Raw genomic sequence first — 14,760 nt, 5'->3', positions numbered from 1 at the left:
TGAAGAGAAGAGAAGAGAAGACATGACAGACGCAACACCCACCGCCCAGCTCTCCGAAGCCGGAGTCAGCATCTGGCTCGACGACCTCTCACGCGAGCGCATCCAGTCGGGCGGGTTGCAGAAGCTGATCGATGAGAAGAACGTCGTCGGCGTCACCACGAACCCCACCATCTTCGCGACGGCTCTCTCCAAGGGCGACGCGTACGACGAGCAGGTGCGCGAGCTCGCGCAGGCCGGCACGGGCGTCGTCGACGCTGTCTTCGAGATCACGACCGACGATGTCGCCGACGCGAGCGACATCTTCCACTCGATCTTCGAGGCGACGAATGGCGTCGATGGCCGTGTCTCGATCGAGGTCGAGCCCGGACTGGCCCACGACGCGGCCGGAACGATCGCGGAGGCGAAGAAGCTCGCCGCCAAGGTCGACAAGCCCAACGTCCTCATCAAGATCCCCGCTACGGTCGAGGGCATCGAGGCCATCGCGGAGACCATCGGTGCAGGCATCAGCGTCAACGTCACGCTGATCTTCAGCCTCGAGCGCTACCGTCAGGTCATCGACGCGTACCTCACCGGTCTTGAGACGGCGAAGGCCGCCGGGATCGACCTGTCGGGCATCCAGTCGGTCGCATCGTTCTTCGTCTCGCGGGTCGACACGGAGATCGACAAGCGACTCGTCGCCATCGGTACGGATGAAGCGCTCGCCCTCAAGAGCAAGGCCGGAGTCGCGAACGCTCAACTCGCCTACCAGGCCTTCGAAGAGGCTTTCGCGACCGACCGCGCCAAGTCGCTCCTCGCCGCAGGGGCGAACCTGCAGCGGCCGCTGTGGGCGTCGACGGGCGTCAAGGACCCGAGCCTCCCCGACACCCTCTACGTGACGCAGCTGGTCGCGCCGGGCGTCGTCAACACGATGCCGGAGAAGACTCTCGACGCGACGTTCGACCACGGCGTGATCACGGGCGACACCGTGACCGGGTCCTACGCAGAGGCCGCCGAGGTCCTGAAGGCCATCGAGAACCTGGGCGTCTCCTACGACGAGGTCACCGCGCTTCTCGAGAAGGAGGGCGTCGACAAGTTCGTCGTCTCCTGGAACGAACTGCTCGACACCGTGACCGCCGCGCTCGAGGCCGCGAAATGAGCTTCAAGGTCCACGTCTCCGGGGCAGCAGAGGCGGCGGTCAAGGCCGCCCTCCCCCAGCTCGTGGCCGACCTCGTCGCGTCGGGGATCACCGCCCAGGACGCAGGGCTGTGGGGTCCGGATGCGGAGGACGAGGCGTCCAAGCGCCTCGGCTGGACCGAGTCCGTCGCGATCTCGCGCCCGCTCGTGCCCGAAATCGTCGCGCTGCGCGACGAACTGCGTGCCAAGGGCGTCGACCGGATCGTCCTCGCGGGCATGGGCGGTTCGTCGCTCGCGCCCGAGGTGATCGCGCAGACCGCCGCCGTCGAGCTGACCATCCTCGACTCGACGGCTCCCGGCCAGGTCCTCGCCGCACTTTCCGAGCGTCTCGAGGCCACGGCTCTCGTTGTCTCCAGCAAGTCGGGGTCGACGCTGGAGACGGACAGCCAGCGCCGGGTCTTCGAGAAGGCGTTCCGTGATGCGGGCATCGACCCGCGCGAGCGGATCATCGTCGTGACCGACCCGGGCTCACCCCTCGACGGCGCGGCGCGCGAGGCCGGTTACCGCGTGTTCAACGCGGATCCCAACGTCGGAGGCCGTTATTCGGCACTGACGGCGTTCGGGCTGGTCCCGTCCGGGCTCGCCGGTGTCGACATCGAAGAACTGCTCGAAGAGGCGGAGACGATCTCACTCGAGCTCGCGATCGACGACCCCACCAACCCTGGGCTCATCCTCGCCGCCGCGATCGCGGGAAGCAAACCGCTGAAGGACAAGCTCGGACTCATCTCCGACGGCACGCACATCATCGGCCTGCCCGACTGGGCCGAGCAGCTGATCGCCGAGTCCACCGGCAAGCAGGGTACCGGCATCCTCCCGGTCGTCCTCGACAAGCTGGCCCCGGAACTCTCGGCGAACCTGCCAGACCTCCAGGTCGTCCGCATCGTCGACAACGCTGAGGCGCACCACCTGTTCCCCTCCGACCGTCACCACGGCGAGATCCTCGTTTCGGGGAGCCTCGGAGCGCAGTTCCTCGTCTGGGAGTACGCCACGGCGGTCGCTGGTCGTATTCTGGGCATCAACCCGTTCGACCAGCCCGACGTGGAGTCGGCGAAGATCGCAGCCCGCGGTCTCCTCGACAACCGGCCGGAGCCGACCAGTCCGTCCTTCGTGGCGGACGGCATCGAGGTCCGCGGATCCGAGGTCGTCGTCGCGGGTGCCGGCACGCTCTCCGGCGTGGTGGATGCGCTGCTCGCGCAGCTCGGACCGGACGGCTACGTGTCGGTCCAGGCCTACGTCGACCGCGTCGCGCTCCCCCAGCTCGAAGGACTGCGCGACCTGCTCGCGGCCAAAGCCGGCCGGCCGGTCACGTTCGGCTGGGGGCCGCGCTTCCTGCACTCGACGGGCCAGTTCCACAAGGGTGGCCCGGCCGTGGGCGTCTTCCTCCAGATCACCGAGAACGCACCGGAGGACCTCGAGATCCCCGACCGGCCGTTCACCTTCGGGCAGCTGATCCAGGCTCAGGCGAACGGCGACGCGAGCGTGCTCGCAGAGCACGGGCGTCCGGTCCTCACCCTCAACCTCACCGATCCGGAGGCGAACCTCGTGCCTCTCTTCGACGCGGTCAACTAGCGCGTCAACGCGAAACAAGGAGCTCAATGTCCCCGGTGGAAATCACCCCGGAGTTCAACCCGCTGCGGGTGCCGTACGACAAGCGACTCAATCGCATCGCCGGCCCCAGCAGCCTCATCATCTTCGGTGTGACGGGCGACCTGTCGCGCAAGAAGCTGATGCCGGCGGTCTACGACCTCGCCAACCGGGGGCTCCTCCCTCCGGGCTTCTCGCTCGTCGGGTTCGCCCGTCGCGACTGGGAGGACCAGGATTTCGAGAAGGTCGTCTACGACGCGGTGAAGCAGTATTCGCGCACGCCGTTCCAGGACGACGTCTGGCAACAGCTCGCTCAGGGCATCCGATTCGTCTCCGGTGAGTTCGACGACGAGTCCGCTTTCGAAAGACTGCGGGAGACCGTCGAGAAACTCGACGTCGAGCGCGGGACGATGGGCAACCACGCGTTCTACCTGTCGATCCCGCCGAAGGCGTTTCCCCTGGTGACGGAGCAGCTCAGCCGGTCCGGGCTGGCGACCCAGGAGCCCGGGCATTGGCGGCGCGTGGTCATCGAGAAGCCGTTCGGCAGCGACCTGAAAACGGCCCGCGAGCTGAACAGTGTCGTGGAGTCGGTGTTCCCACCGGACTCGGTCTTCCGCATCGACCACTACCTCGGCAAAGAGACGGTCCAGAACATCCTGGCGCTCCGTTTCGCCAACGAGTTGTACGAGCCGATCTGGAATGCCAACTACGTCGACCACGTGCAGATCACGATGGCGGAAGACATCGGCGTGGGCGGCCGGGCCGGCTATTACGACGGAATCGGCGCCGCTCGCGACGTCATCCAGAACCACCTGCTGCAGCTTCTCGCCCTCACTGCGATGGAGGAGCCGATCTCCTTCGACGCTGCGGACCTCCGAGCAGAGAAGGAGAAGGTCCTCGCGGCCGTCCGGCTGCCGGAGGACCTCAGCACGGCAACGGCACGAGGCCAGTACTCGGGTGGGTGGCAGGGCGGTGAGAAGGTCGTCGGCTTCCTCGAGGAGGACGGGATGAACCCGGAGTCGACCACAGAGACCTACGCGGCCATGAAGCTCGGGATCGGAACGCGCCGCTGGGCGGGAGTGCCCTTCTACCTCCGCGCCGGAAAGCGCCTTGGGCGTCGCGTGACCGAGATCGCCGTCGTCTTCAAGCGGGCGCCGCAGCAACTGTTCGCCGAGAGCCAGACGTCCGCTCTCGGTCAGAACGCGCTCGTGATCCGCGTCCAGCCCGACGAAGGGGTGACGATCCGCTTCGGCTCGAAAGTCCCCGGCGCCGGCATGCAGGTGCGCGATGTGAGCATGGACTTCGGCTACGGACACGCGTTCACCGAGGCCAGCCCCGAAGCGTACGAGCGGCTCATCCTCGACGTGCTCCTCGGCGACCCGCCGCTCTTCCCTCGCCACGAAGAAGTCGAACTCTCCTGGAAGATCCTCGACCCGATCGAAGAGTACTGGGCGACCCAGGGTCCGCCGGAACAGTACCGCCCCGGAACCTGGGGCCCGAGCTCCGCCGATGAGCTGCTCGCTCGCGACGGCCGAACCTGGAGACGCCCATGATCGTCGACCTTCCCGCCACCACGACGAGCAAAGTCTCGAAGGCCCTCGTCAAGATTCGTGAGGAGGGCGGCGCGGTCGCCCTCGGCCGTGTCCTCACCCTCGTCATCGCAACGCACCTCGGCCAGGAGGAGGAAGCGATCGAGGCCGCCAACGATGCGTCGCGTGAGCATCCGATGCGCGTCATCGTCGTCTCGACGGAGGACCCCAACCATGTCACGCCGGCCGAGTCCGAGGGCCGGCTCGACGCGCAGATCCGTGTCGGCGGCGACGCCGGTGCGAGCGAGGTCATCGTTCTGCGCGCATACGGTGAGACCGCCAGCGACGAAGAGGGCCTGGTCACGGGCCTGCTCCTTCCCGATGCTCCCGTCGTCGCCTGGTGGCCGGGAGCCGCTCCTGAGGTCGTCTCCGCGTCCCCGCTCGGCCGCATCGCGACGCGGCGGATCACGGATGCTTCCGCGCAGCCCGATCCGCACGAGGCGCTCCGCCACCTCTCCCGTACCTACAAGCCAGGCGACACCGACTTCGCCTGGACCCGTCTCACCCTGTGGCGGGCGCAGCTCGCTGCAGTGCTCGACCAGCCGCCCTTCGAGAGCATCGAGTCGGTCGAGGTCGCGGGCGCAGCCGACTCGCCGTCCACGGTGCTTCTCGCGGCGTGGCTCCGCCTCCAGTTGCAGGTGCCCGTCCAGCACGACCTGACCTCGCGTGCCACCGGTTCGAGCGGAATTCACGGGGTCCGCCTGGGCCGTGCATCCGGGATCATCGAGCTCGAGCGAGAGATTCCCGATGTCGCCCGACTCTCGGAGCCCGGCCAGCCGACCCACGATCTTTCGCTGCCACGCCGCAACCTCCGTGACTGTCTCGCGGAGGAACTGCGTAGGCTGGACCCCGACGACCTGTACGGCGAGGTGATCACCAAGGGCCTCGAAGAGCTTGAGGCCGCCGACGAAGGAGTGGGCGCGACGCGATGACGAACGAACGACGGGTGCTCGTCCACCCGGACAAGCAGGCTCTCACCGGCTCCGTCGCCGCGCGCTTCCTGACGAAGACCGTCGACATCATCGACGACCTCGGTGCGGCGAACATCGTGCTCACCGGCGGCACCGTCGGTATCGGCGTCCTCCAGGCGGTCAACGACTCTCCCGCGCGCGACAGCGTCGACTGGTCGAAGGTGCATTTCTGGTGGGGCGACGAGCGCTGGGTTCCGAAATCGTCCGAGGATCGCAACGAACTTCAGGCCCGACAGGCGCTCCTCGACAACATCGCAGTTCCTGCCGGGAACATCCATCCGTTCGCGGCCTCGGACGAACTCGACGACGTGGACGCGGCCGCCTCGGCCTACGCGGACGAGCTCGCGGCATATGCGACCGAGGGAATGCGCTATCCCCGGTTCGACATCACATTCCTCGGCGTGGGTCCCGACGGCCATATCGCGTCGCTGTTCCCCGACCGCGCGGGCATCAGGGAGACCGAGGCCACCGTCGTGGCGGTGCGCGACTCCCCCAAGCCGCCGCCGGAGCGTCTCAGCCTCACCCGTCCGGTATTGAACTCATCCGATCGCATCTGGCTGGTGCTGGCCGGCGAAGACAAAGCGTCGGCGCTCGGCCTTGCTCTGGCGGGGGCGAGCTATACGGAAGTCCCTGTCGCCGGCGCCAAGGGGCGCAAGCGGACCGTGTTCTTCGTGGACCAGGACGCGGCGGCGGAGGTTCCCGCGAACCTGATCGCACCCAGTTACTGACCCCGCCGTCCGAACGAGAAAAGCCCCGACCGGAAATTCGGCGGGGCTTTCTTCGTGAACGCTAGTTGGTTGCGCTGAGCTTTCCGCGACGCGCGCGAAGCTGGGTCAGGGCGTCTTCGAGCAGCTGCTCGGCCTCGTCCTCGGTGCGACGCTCTTTCACGTAAGCAAGGTGTGTCTTGTACGGCTCGAGCTTCGCCACCGACGGCGGATTGTCCTTGTCGCGGCCGGCAGGAAGACCAGACGACGGCGAGTCGATGATGTCGGGGATCTCGTCGTCGGGCAGGTTCGCCGCGAAATGGCGGACCGTCTCATTGCCCAGGGCGTCCCAATACGAGACGGAGATACGCTCAGCGTGGTAGCCGCGGTCCTGCTCCCCCATGGGGCCGGCGCCTACGCGCGAGCCCCGAATTGCGCTTCCACCGGATGCCATTGTTCCTCCTCTGGCCCGCAGGCCGATGTGCTGTGGTCAGGCGCCAGTATCGAACTTGGTGATGAGTCCGAGTACGACGATGCACGTGATCCAGATCAGTCCGAGGATCACGGTGATGCGATTGAGGTTGCGTTCGGCAACTCCTGATGCTCCGAGGTTGGAGGTGACGCCGCCGCCGAACATGTCGGACAGACCGCCGCCACGACCCTTGTGCAGAAGGATGAGCAGGGTCAGCAGCAGGCTGGTGATACCTAGCAGCACCTGCAGGACGACCTGGAGAATTTGCACGAGAAACCTTTCGGGGAACGTCCGGGCTCAGCGCCCGGGAAGACCACAGACCAGTATAACCGCAGGTGTCACAGACCGACGTGCTTCTGGTACCGCACAATGGCCGCGAACTCGTCCACATCGAGGCTCGCCCCACCGACGAGAGCCCCGTCGACGTTGGGTTCCCGCATGAAGCTCGCGATGTTCCCGGACTTCACGGAACCGCCGTAAAGGATGCGCGTCTTGGCCGCGACATCCTCACCGAGGGCTTCCACCAGCACCGCACGCAGAGCCGCAGCGACCTGTTCGGCCTGCTCGGGCGTCGCCGCCTGGCCGGAGCCGATGGCCCACACGGGCTCGTAGGCAATGACGATGTCCGCTGCCGTCGAGACGAGCGCCAGTGATGCACGCAGCTGTGCGACCGGAATGGCGCTCGGCCCGTGCTTCTCGAGGTCCTCGGCCGTCTCTCCGACGCAGATGATCGGCGCGAGGCCCTGCGCAAGAGCCGCAGCGACCTTGCCGGCGACCTGCTCATCCGACTCGTTGTGGAGGGTACGCCGCTCGGAGTGGCCGATGATGACGTAGCGGCATTCCAGTTTCGACAGAAAGTGCGCGGAGATCTCGCCGGTGTATGCACCCGACTCGTGCACCGAGACATCCTGCGCTCCGAATGCGAGCGGGAGTTTGTCGGCCGAGACCAAGGTCTGCACACTCCGAAGGTCGGTGAACGGAGGGAAGACGGCGACCTCGACGGTGTTGAAGTCGTGCGAGGCGTCCTTCAACGTCCACGCCAGCTTCTGGACGAATGCGATCGCCTGCAGGTGATCGAGGTTCATCTTCCAGTTGCCCGCGATCAGCGGGGTACGCCGCATGGTCGAACTCACTGCTGCCATCCGAGGACCTCCAGGCCGGGCAGGTGCTTGCCTTCGAGGAATTCGAGACTCGCCCCGCCACCAGTAGAAATGTGACCGAACTGGTCATCGCTGAATCCGAGCGCGCGAACGGCGGCCGCCGAGTCTCCCCCGCCGACGACGCCGAGGCCGTCGATCTCGGTGAGAGCCTGCGCGATCGCTTTCGTCCCTGCCGCGAACGGCGCGAGCTCGAAGACGCCCATGGGGCCGTTCCAGAAGACCGTGCGACCGGCGCGGATGTACTCCGCGAACAACTCCGAGGTCGAAGGCCCGATGTCGAGACCGAGGCCGGATGCGCCCCACTCAGTGTCCTCGATGCCGTCGACCGGGCGCACGACATGTTCGGCGTCAGCGCCGAATTTCGATGCGACGACGACATCGCGCGGGAGCACGATCTCGACGCCGAGCTTCTGCGCCTGTTCGAGGTAGCCCTTGACCGTCTCGATCTGGTCGGCCTCGAGGAGGCTGGCACCCACCTTGTGCCCGAGGGCTGCGAGGAAGGTGAACAGCATTCCGCCGCCGATGAGCAGGGAGTTCACGCGCGGAAGCAGGTGACCGATCACGCCCAGCTTGTCGGAGACCTTGGACCCTCCGAGAACGACCACATACGGCCGCTCCGGATTCTCCGTGAGCCGATCGAGCACGTCGAGCTCGGTGGCGATCAGCTGCCCTGCTGCGCTCGGGAGCAGCTTCGCGAGCTCGTAAACGCTCGCCTGCTTGCGGTGCACGACCCCGAAGCCGTCGCTTACGAAGGCGTCGCCGAACTCGGCGAGCCTGGCCGCGAACGCTTCGCGCTCCGTCTCGTCCTTGCTCGTCTCGCCGGGGTTGAAGCGGAGGTTCTCGAGCAGCGCGACATCGCCGTCCTCAAGGCCGTCGACAGCCTCGTGAGCGGCTCCGCCGACGGTGTCCCTGGCGAAGGTCACCGGCTTGCCGAGGAGCTCGCACAGGCGCTGTGCGACGGGAGCGAGGCTGTACCGGGAGTCCGGTGCGCCTTCGGGTCGGCCGAGGTGTGAGACCACGACGACCCTGGCACCCTGGTTGATCAGGGCGTTCAGCGTGGGAATCGACGCTCGCACACGGCCATCGTCCGTGATTTGACCGTCCTTGAGGGGAACGTTCAGATCACAGCGGACGATGACGCGCTTTCCGGCGAGCGAACCGAGTGAATCCAATGTGCGAAGCGTCACGTCGGTTCCCTGGTGTTAGAGGCGCTCTGCGACGTACTCGGTGAGGTCGACCAGGCGGTTCGAGTAGCCCCACTCGTTGTCGTACCACGAGGACAGCTTGACCTGGTCGCCGAGCACGCGCAGCAGCCCCGCGTCGAAGATCGACGAGTGAGGGTCGCTGACGATGTCGCTCGAGACGATCTCGTCTTCGGTGTACTTGAGGATGCCCTTGAGGGGGCCCTCGGCGGCGGCCTTGTACGCTGCTTTGACCTCGTCGACGGTGACCGGCCGGGATGCGGTGACGGTGAGGTCGGTGATCGAGCCGGTCGGGACCGGCACGCGCAGCGCGAAGCCGTCGAGCTTGCCCTTCAGCTCCGGCAGCACCAGGCCGATCGCCTTCGCGGCGCCGGTCGAGGTGGGGACGATGTTGATGGCGGCGGCGCGCGCACGGCGGAGGTCGCTGTGCGGGCCGTCCTGCAGGTTCTGGTCGGCGGTGTACGCGTGCACCGTCGTCATCAGGCCGCGCTCGATGCCGAACTCGTCATTGAAGACCTTCGCGAGCGGCGCGAGGCAGTTCGTGGTGCAGGAGGCGTTCGAGATGATGTGGTGGTTCGCCGGGTCGTATTCGTGCTCGTTGACACCGATGACGAACGTCGCATCCTCGTCGGTCGCGGGGGCCGAGATGATGACCTTCTTCGCGCCGCCCTCGATGTGCTTGCGGGCATCCGACGCCTTCGTGAAGCGACCGGTCGACTCGATCACGATCTCGACACCGAGTTCGCCCCAGGGAAGGTTCGCGGGGTCGCGTTCCTCGAGGACCTTGATCGGCTTGCCGTTGACGACGATGTTGTCGCCGTCGAGCTCGACCGTCGCGTCGAGGCGCCCGGTGATGGAGTCGTACTTCAGGAGGTGTGCGAGGGCCTTGTTGTCGGTGAGGTCGTTGACGGCGACGATTTCGAGGTCGCTTCCCTTGGCGAGAGCCGCTCGCAGGTAGTTACGACCAATGCGGCCGAACCCGTTGATTCCGATCTTTACGGACACAGATGACTCCTGTTACTGAGGGCGCCGTGCGGCGCATGTATGTGGGATGAATGCGGACGGCGGCGTCCCGGGCGGTGACCACCCGGGACACCTTTCCCGGTTATGACAGTAGCAGCAGCCCTGCGGTCTTTTCGCGCGCTGCCCGGAAGCGCAGATCCACGTCGGCCCAGTTGGTGATGTTCCAGAACGCCTTGACGTAGTCGGCCTTGACGTTCACGTAGTCGAGGTAGAACGCGTGCTCCCACATGTCGAGCAGGAGCAGCGGGATGGTCGCGGCGGCCAGGTTGCCCTGGTGGTCGTAGAGCTGTTCGATGATCAGCTTCTGGCCCAGCGAGTCCCACGCGAGGATCGACCATCCTGACCCCTGGATGCCCAGCGCGGATGCGGTGAAGTGCGCACGGAACTTGTCGAACGAACCGAAGAACTCGTCGATCGCAGCGCCCAGCTCGCCGCCGGGCTTGTCGCCGCCGTCGGGCGACAGGTTGTTCCAGAACACCGTGTGATTCACGTGGCCGGCGAGGTTGAACGCGAGGTCCTTCTGGAGCTTGTTCACATAGGTGAGGTCCTCGGCGTCGCGTGCTTCGGCGAGCTTGGCGAGGGCGGTGTTCGCACCGTCGACGTAGGCTTTGTGGTGCTTGTCGTGGTGCAGCTCCATGATCCGACCGCTGATGTTCGGCTCGAGCGCCGAATAGTCGTACGGAAGGTCTGCGAGCGTGTAGTCAGCCATTACTCATCTCCTCATTTCGTTGCCGCACACGATCGTTCGCGGCGGCTTTCGAGCGACTTTTCCAGTCTAGTGAGCCCGAGCGACGGCAGAACCTGAAGCTTTCACCCCTTGTCATCGCAGGGTGATGGTGCGTCGGTCAGACTTCGTCGAGATCGGCGGGGAGGTTCGCCTCCGTGCCCGGCACTCCGAGGTCGACGGCACGCTTGTCGGCCATCGCGAGGAGGCGGCGGATGCGGCCGGCGACGGCGTCCTTCGTCATCGGCGGGTCGGCGTGATGGCCGAGCTCATCGAGACTGGAGTCGCGGAAGTTGAGACGCAGCTCGCCCGCGTAGCGCAGGTGCTCCGGCACGTCGTCGCCGAGGATCTCCAGTGCGCGCTCGACGCGGGCGCACGCGGCGACGGCTGCCTGGGCGGACCGGCGCAGGTTCGCGTCGTCGAAATTCACGAGGCGGTTGGCGGTCGCACGGACCTCGCGGCGCTGGCGCAGCTGCTCCCAGCTCTGGACGGTGCCAGTCGCCCCCATGTGCACGAGCATCGCGCTGATCGCGTCCCCGTCGCGGATGACCACCCGGTGCACGCCGCGCACCTCACGTGCCTTCGCTGCGATCCCGAGTCGTCCGGCCGCACCGACGAGAGCCATTGCGGACTCGTTGCCGGGGCAGGTCACCTCGAGGGCGGCGGACCGGCCCGGGTCGGTGAGGGACCCGTGGGCGAGGAACGCGCCGCGCCAGACGGCCGCGAGCTCTTCGCGGGAGCCTGTCGTCAGACGATTCGGAAGGCCGCGGATGGGGCGGCGCCGTGCGTCGAGAAGGCCGGTCTGGCGCGCCAGGGTCTCACCCCCGTCGAGAACGCGGACCAGGTACTGGCTGGTCCTGCGGAGCCCCGAGGCCGAGATGACCGAGACTTCACTGCGGACTCCGTAGAGCTCGGCGAGGTCTTTGCGCACCCGCCGCGCGAGCTCGGGGGTGTCGAGTTCGCTCTCGACGGCGATGCGCCCGGAGATCAGGTGCAGACCACCGGAGAAGCGCAGAATGGTCGCGAGTTCTGCGGCACGGACCGAGTTCTTGCTGACCTCGACCTTCGAGAGTTCGTCTTTGACGTCGGCGGTGAGAGCCAATCGATGTCCTATCTGTCGCGTCGATCGCTGTCGCGAACGAGTATGTCTGTGTGCCGGCCGTCAGGCCGGGATTGTCGTGCCGGGTTCACTCACGGCCGAGGTCGCGATGCTTGGCGCTCACGGCGACCCCCGGGAGGCTCTGCAGGCGCGTGACGAGCTCTTCGGCTATCGCCACGGAACGGTGCTTTCCCCCCGTGCAGCCTACCGCGATCGTGGCGTGCCGTTTGTTCTCGCGCTGGTAGCCGGCGAGGACCGGGGTGAGAGCATCCACGTACGAGTCGATGAATTCGCGTGCTCCTGGCTGGCCGAGGACGTAGTCGCGCACTGCTTCGTCTTGCCCGGTCAGCGACCGCAGCTCCGGGATCCAGAAGGGATTGGGGAGGAAGCGCGCGTCGGAGACGAGGTCGGCGTCGGGCGGGAGACCGTATTTGAAGCCGAAGCTCATCACGGTCGCCTGGACACCTGCTGTGTCTTCCGCCGCAAAGGTCTCGGTGATGTTCGTCGCGAGCTGGTGGATGTTCAGGTCTGAGGTGTCGACGATCATGTCGGCGGACTCCCGGATCTCGCGCAACCGGGTCCGCTCGGCGGTGATGCCGTCGAGGATGGTGCCGCCGCCCTGCAGGGGGTGGGGGCGACGCACGGCTTCGAATCGCCGGACGAGCGCAGCATCGGTCGCCTCGAGGAAGAGCACCCTCACCTTGGTGCCGTCGCGCAGGCTCTGGACCATGTCCTGGAGGTCGGCGAAGAAGTTGCGACCGCGGACGTCGACGACGGCGGCGATGCGCGGCAGGGTGGAGCCTGCCCTGCTCGCCAGCTCGATCAGGGGCCGGAGCATCTGCGGAGGCAGGTTGTCGACGACGTACCAGTCGAGATCTTCGAGCGCGTTGGCCACGGTGGACCGACCAGCGCCCGACATTCCGGTTACGATCAGCACTTCCTGCTGCTCGTTTTCGGTGGTCATGGGCGTCGCGCCTCCGCTCGGTCGGTGTGCCTCCAGCCTATCGACTGCCGAGGCGATCATGGATGGCCCCAGCTAGGGAGGGTCCGATGCCTTTCACCCCGGCGATCTCCTCCGGCGTCGCCTTCTTGAGCTGGGCGACGGAGCCGAAATGTTTGAGCAGTTCTTTGACGCGCGACGGCCCGAGCCCGGGGATCTCGGCGAGTACCGAGCTGATGTCCCGTTTGCGGCGGGAACGCTGATAGGTGATCGCGAAGCGGTGGGCCTCGTCACGGATCCGCTGGATCAGGAAGAGCGCATCGCTGTTGCGCGGAAGGATGACCGGGTAGTCGGAGTCCGGCAGCCAGATCTCTTCGAGACGCTTCGCGATTCCGGCGAGCTGGATGCCCCGGACACCTGACTCCTCGAGAGCACGCGCGGCGGCTGCGACCTGCGGCTGGCCTCCGTCCACGATGAGCAGGTTCGGTGGGTAGGAGAACCGCGCACGGCGCTTCTCCGCCGCGGCGGCCAGCTCGTCGTCGAGTGGATCGGGCTCTGCGGCATCGGAGCCGGTCTCGGTGTCGCCGAGCGCGTTGGCGTCGAGCCCGTCGTTGCCGGAGTCGAGATCGGTCAGCGTCTCGTCGAGCTCGCGATCCTGGATGTCTGCGGCCTCCGACGCATCGCCGGCTTCGGTGCTGCCGGGCCGGAGGTACGCGAGCCGCCGGGTGATGACCTGGTAGATCGACTCAGTGTCGTCGGTCGATTCGGGGATGCTGAAGCGGCGGTACTGGTCTTTGCGCGGCAGGCCGTCTTCGAACACGACCATCGACGCGACGATGTTCGTGCCGCTGAGGTGCGACACGTCGTAGCACTCCATGCGAAGAGGGGCGTCATCCATGCCGAGGGCGTCCCTGATGTCGCCGAGCGCCTTCGAGCGCGCGACGAAGTCCGAGCTCCGTCGCGTCTTGTAGAGGATCAGCGCGTTCTTCGCGTTCATCTCGACGGTCTGCGCCAGCGCTGCCTTGTCGCCGCGCTGCGCCACCCGGATGCCGACCTTGCCGGTGAGGGCTCCGCGCGATGCCCCGGGGTCGCCGGTCTCCTGCCGCCGGGCGGTCAGCCACAGCTCGAGTTCGGCGGCGTCCTCCGGCAGTTCGGGCACCAGGATCTCCCGCGGCGGCGCTGAGTCGCCTTCGTACGCGTTCTGGAGCACGATCTCGACGAGTTCGCCGAGCTCGACGTCGAGTTCTTTGTCGACCACCCAGCTGCGCACACCCCGGATCCGGCCGCCGCGCACGATGAACTGCTGCACGGCGGCGGCGAGCTCGTCGTGGGCGATTCCGAAGAAGTCGGCGTCGACACCCTCGGGCAGGACGACTGCCGTCTTCGACATCGCGGCCTCGAGGGCCTGGATGGCGTCTCGGTGGCGTGCAGCGGATTCGTAGTCCTGGGTGCTTGCCGCCGCCTTCATCTGCTCGGTCAGGGCGCGGATGTATCGCGTGTCGTTTCCGGCCATGAAGGACACGAAGTCCTCGGCGATCGCGCGATGCTCGTCTTTGCTCACCCGCCCGACGCACGGGGCTGCGCACTTGCCGATGTCGCCCAGCAGGCACGGTCGGCCGGTGAGCTCCGCCCGGCGGTACACGCCGTCAGAGCAGCTGCGCATCGGGAACGCCTTGAGCATGAGGTCGACGGTGTCACGGATCGCCCAGACCTTCGTGTACGGACCGAAGTAGCGGGCGTCCTTGATGTTGCGGTTGCGCGTCACGGTGACACGCGGCACATCTTCTCCGAGGGTCACCGCGAGGTACGGGTACGTCTTGTCGTCCCGGAACTGCACGTTGAACGGCGGGTTGAACTCTTTGATCCAGGTGTATTCGAGTTGCAGCGCCTCGAACTCGGTGGCGACGACGGTCCACTCGACGGATGCGGCGGTGGTGACCATCTTGCGAGTGCGGTCGTGCAGATTGCGCAGCGGAGCGAAATAGTTGCTCAGCCGGGCGCGCAGGTTCTTCGCTTTGCCGACGTAGAGAACGCGCCGGTTCGCGTCGCGGAAGCGGTATACACCCGGCTGCGTCGGGATCTCACCGGCCTTCGGCCGGTAGCTGACGGTATCGGCCAC

14 protein-coding genes are annotated in these 14,760 nt (G+C 66.7%); 5 read left to right on the top strand and 9 right to left on the bottom strand.

All coding sequences use genetic code 11. The annotated features are described in order from the left end of the window. The first annotated feature begins 22 nt into the window (after window positions 1-22). The 5 genes from tal to pgl are packed head-to-tail and all read left to right on the top strand — an operon-like array spanning window position 23 to window position 6,045. Window positions 23-1,135 carry a transaldolase gene (tal, locus tag ACV7NN_RS02055; protein ID WP_463347926.1) on the top strand — a complete coding sequence of 371 codons (1,113 nt, stop codon included), beginning with the start codon at window positions 23-25 and terminating at the stop codon, window positions 1,133-1,135. Further along, window positions 1,132-2,742: a glucose-6-phosphate isomerase gene (locus ACV7NN_RS02050; RefSeq protein WP_463347925.1), complete on the top strand. Its 1,611-nt coding sequence runs from the start codon at window positions 1,132-1,134 to the stop codon at window positions 2,740-2,742. The genes tal and ACV7NN_RS02050 overlap by 4 nt, the downstream gene beginning before the upstream one ends. 26 nt (window positions 2,743-2,768) lie before the next feature. After that, window positions 2,769-4,310, top strand: a complete 1,542-nt coding sequence (gene zwf / locus ACV7NN_RS02045; RefSeq protein ID WP_463347924.1) for a glucose-6-phosphate dehydrogenase — start codon at window positions 2,769-2,771, stop codon at window positions 4,308-4,310. Next, window positions 4,307-5,278, top strand: a complete 972-nt coding sequence (locus tag ACV7NN_RS02040) for a glucose-6-phosphate dehydrogenase assembly protein OpcA (RefSeq protein ID WP_463347923.1) — start codon at window positions 4,307-4,309, stop codon at window positions 5,276-5,278. Before zwf ends, ACV7NN_RS02040 begins: the two co-directional genes overlap by 4 nt. Beyond that, window positions 5,275-6,045 (top strand): 6-phosphogluconolactonase, encoded by a 771-nt coding sequence (pgl, locus tag ACV7NN_RS02035; protein ID WP_463347922.1) that lies wholly within the window; start codon window positions 5,275-5,277, stop codon window positions 6,043-6,045. Before ACV7NN_RS02040 ends, pgl begins: the two co-directional genes overlap by 4 nt. 61 nt (window positions 6,046-6,106) lie before the next feature. Here the strand turns inward: pgl and ACV7NN_RS02030 are convergent, their stop codons facing one another. From ACV7NN_RS02030 to uvrC, 9 genes are all read right to left on the bottom strand, one after another. Next, window positions 6,107-6,475 (bottom strand): RNA polymerase-binding protein RbpA, encoded by a 369-nt coding sequence (locus ACV7NN_RS02030; RefSeq protein ID WP_345764707.1) that lies wholly within the window; start codon window positions 6,473-6,475, stop codon window positions 6,107-6,109. 36 nt (window positions 6,476-6,511) lie between these two features. Beyond that, the gene (gene secG / locus ACV7NN_RS02025) at window positions 6,512-6,763 is read right to left on the bottom strand and encodes a preprotein translocase subunit SecG (RefSeq protein WP_163289657.1); all 252 of its coding nucleotides are present in this window, start codon (window positions 6,761-6,763) and stop codon (window positions 6,512-6,514) included. A gap of 68 nt (window positions 6,764-6,831) precedes the next feature. Beyond that, window positions 6,832-7,614 carry a triose-phosphate isomerase gene (tpiA, locus tag ACV7NN_RS02020; RefSeq protein ID WP_463351214.1) on the bottom strand — a complete coding sequence of 261 codons (783 nt, stop codon included), beginning with the start codon at window positions 7,612-7,614 and terminating at the stop codon, window positions 6,832-6,834. A gap of 8 nt (window positions 7,615-7,622) precedes the next feature. Further along, the gene (locus ACV7NN_RS02015) at window positions 7,623-8,840 is read right to left on the bottom strand and encodes a phosphoglycerate kinase (RefSeq protein WP_463347921.1); all 1,218 of its coding nucleotides are present in this window, start codon (window positions 8,838-8,840) and stop codon (window positions 7,623-7,625) included. A gap of 15 nt (window positions 8,841-8,855) precedes the next feature. Continuing rightward, complete coding sequence (gap, locus tag ACV7NN_RS02010) at window positions 8,856-9,860, bottom strand: type I glyceraldehyde-3-phosphate dehydrogenase (protein WP_463347920.1); 1,005 nt, start codon at window positions 9,858-9,860, stop codon at window positions 8,856-8,858. Between the two features lie 100 nt (window positions 9,861-9,960). Continuing rightward, the gene (locus ACV7NN_RS02005) at window positions 9,961-10,587 is read right to left on the bottom strand and encodes a superoxide dismutase (RefSeq protein ID WP_463347919.1); all 627 of its coding nucleotides are present in this window, start codon (window positions 10,585-10,587) and stop codon (window positions 9,961-9,963) included. Between the two features lie 136 nt (window positions 10,588-10,723). Further along, window positions 10,724-11,704 (bottom strand): DNA-binding protein WhiA, encoded by a 981-nt coding sequence (gene whiA / locus ACV7NN_RS02000; RefSeq protein WP_463347918.1) that lies wholly within the window; start codon window positions 11,702-11,704, stop codon window positions 10,724-10,726. An 85-nt stretch (window positions 11,705-11,789) separates the two neighbouring features. Continuing rightward, window positions 11,790-12,665, bottom strand: a complete 876-nt coding sequence (gene rapZ, locus ACV7NN_RS01995; RefSeq protein ID WP_463347917.1) for an RNase adapter RapZ — start codon at window positions 12,663-12,665, stop codon at window positions 11,790-11,792. Between the two features lie 37 nt (window positions 12,666-12,702). Next, on the bottom strand, window positions 12,703-14,760 hold the full coding sequence (uvrC, locus tag ACV7NN_RS01990) for an excinuclease ABC subunit UvrC (protein WP_463347916.1): 2,058 nt from the start codon (window positions 14,758-14,760) through the stop codon (window positions 12,703-12,705).

Source organism: Leifsonia sp. Ger2509 (assembly GCF_055231915.1).
This window is presented reverse-complemented; position numbering and strand designations above follow the sequence as displayed.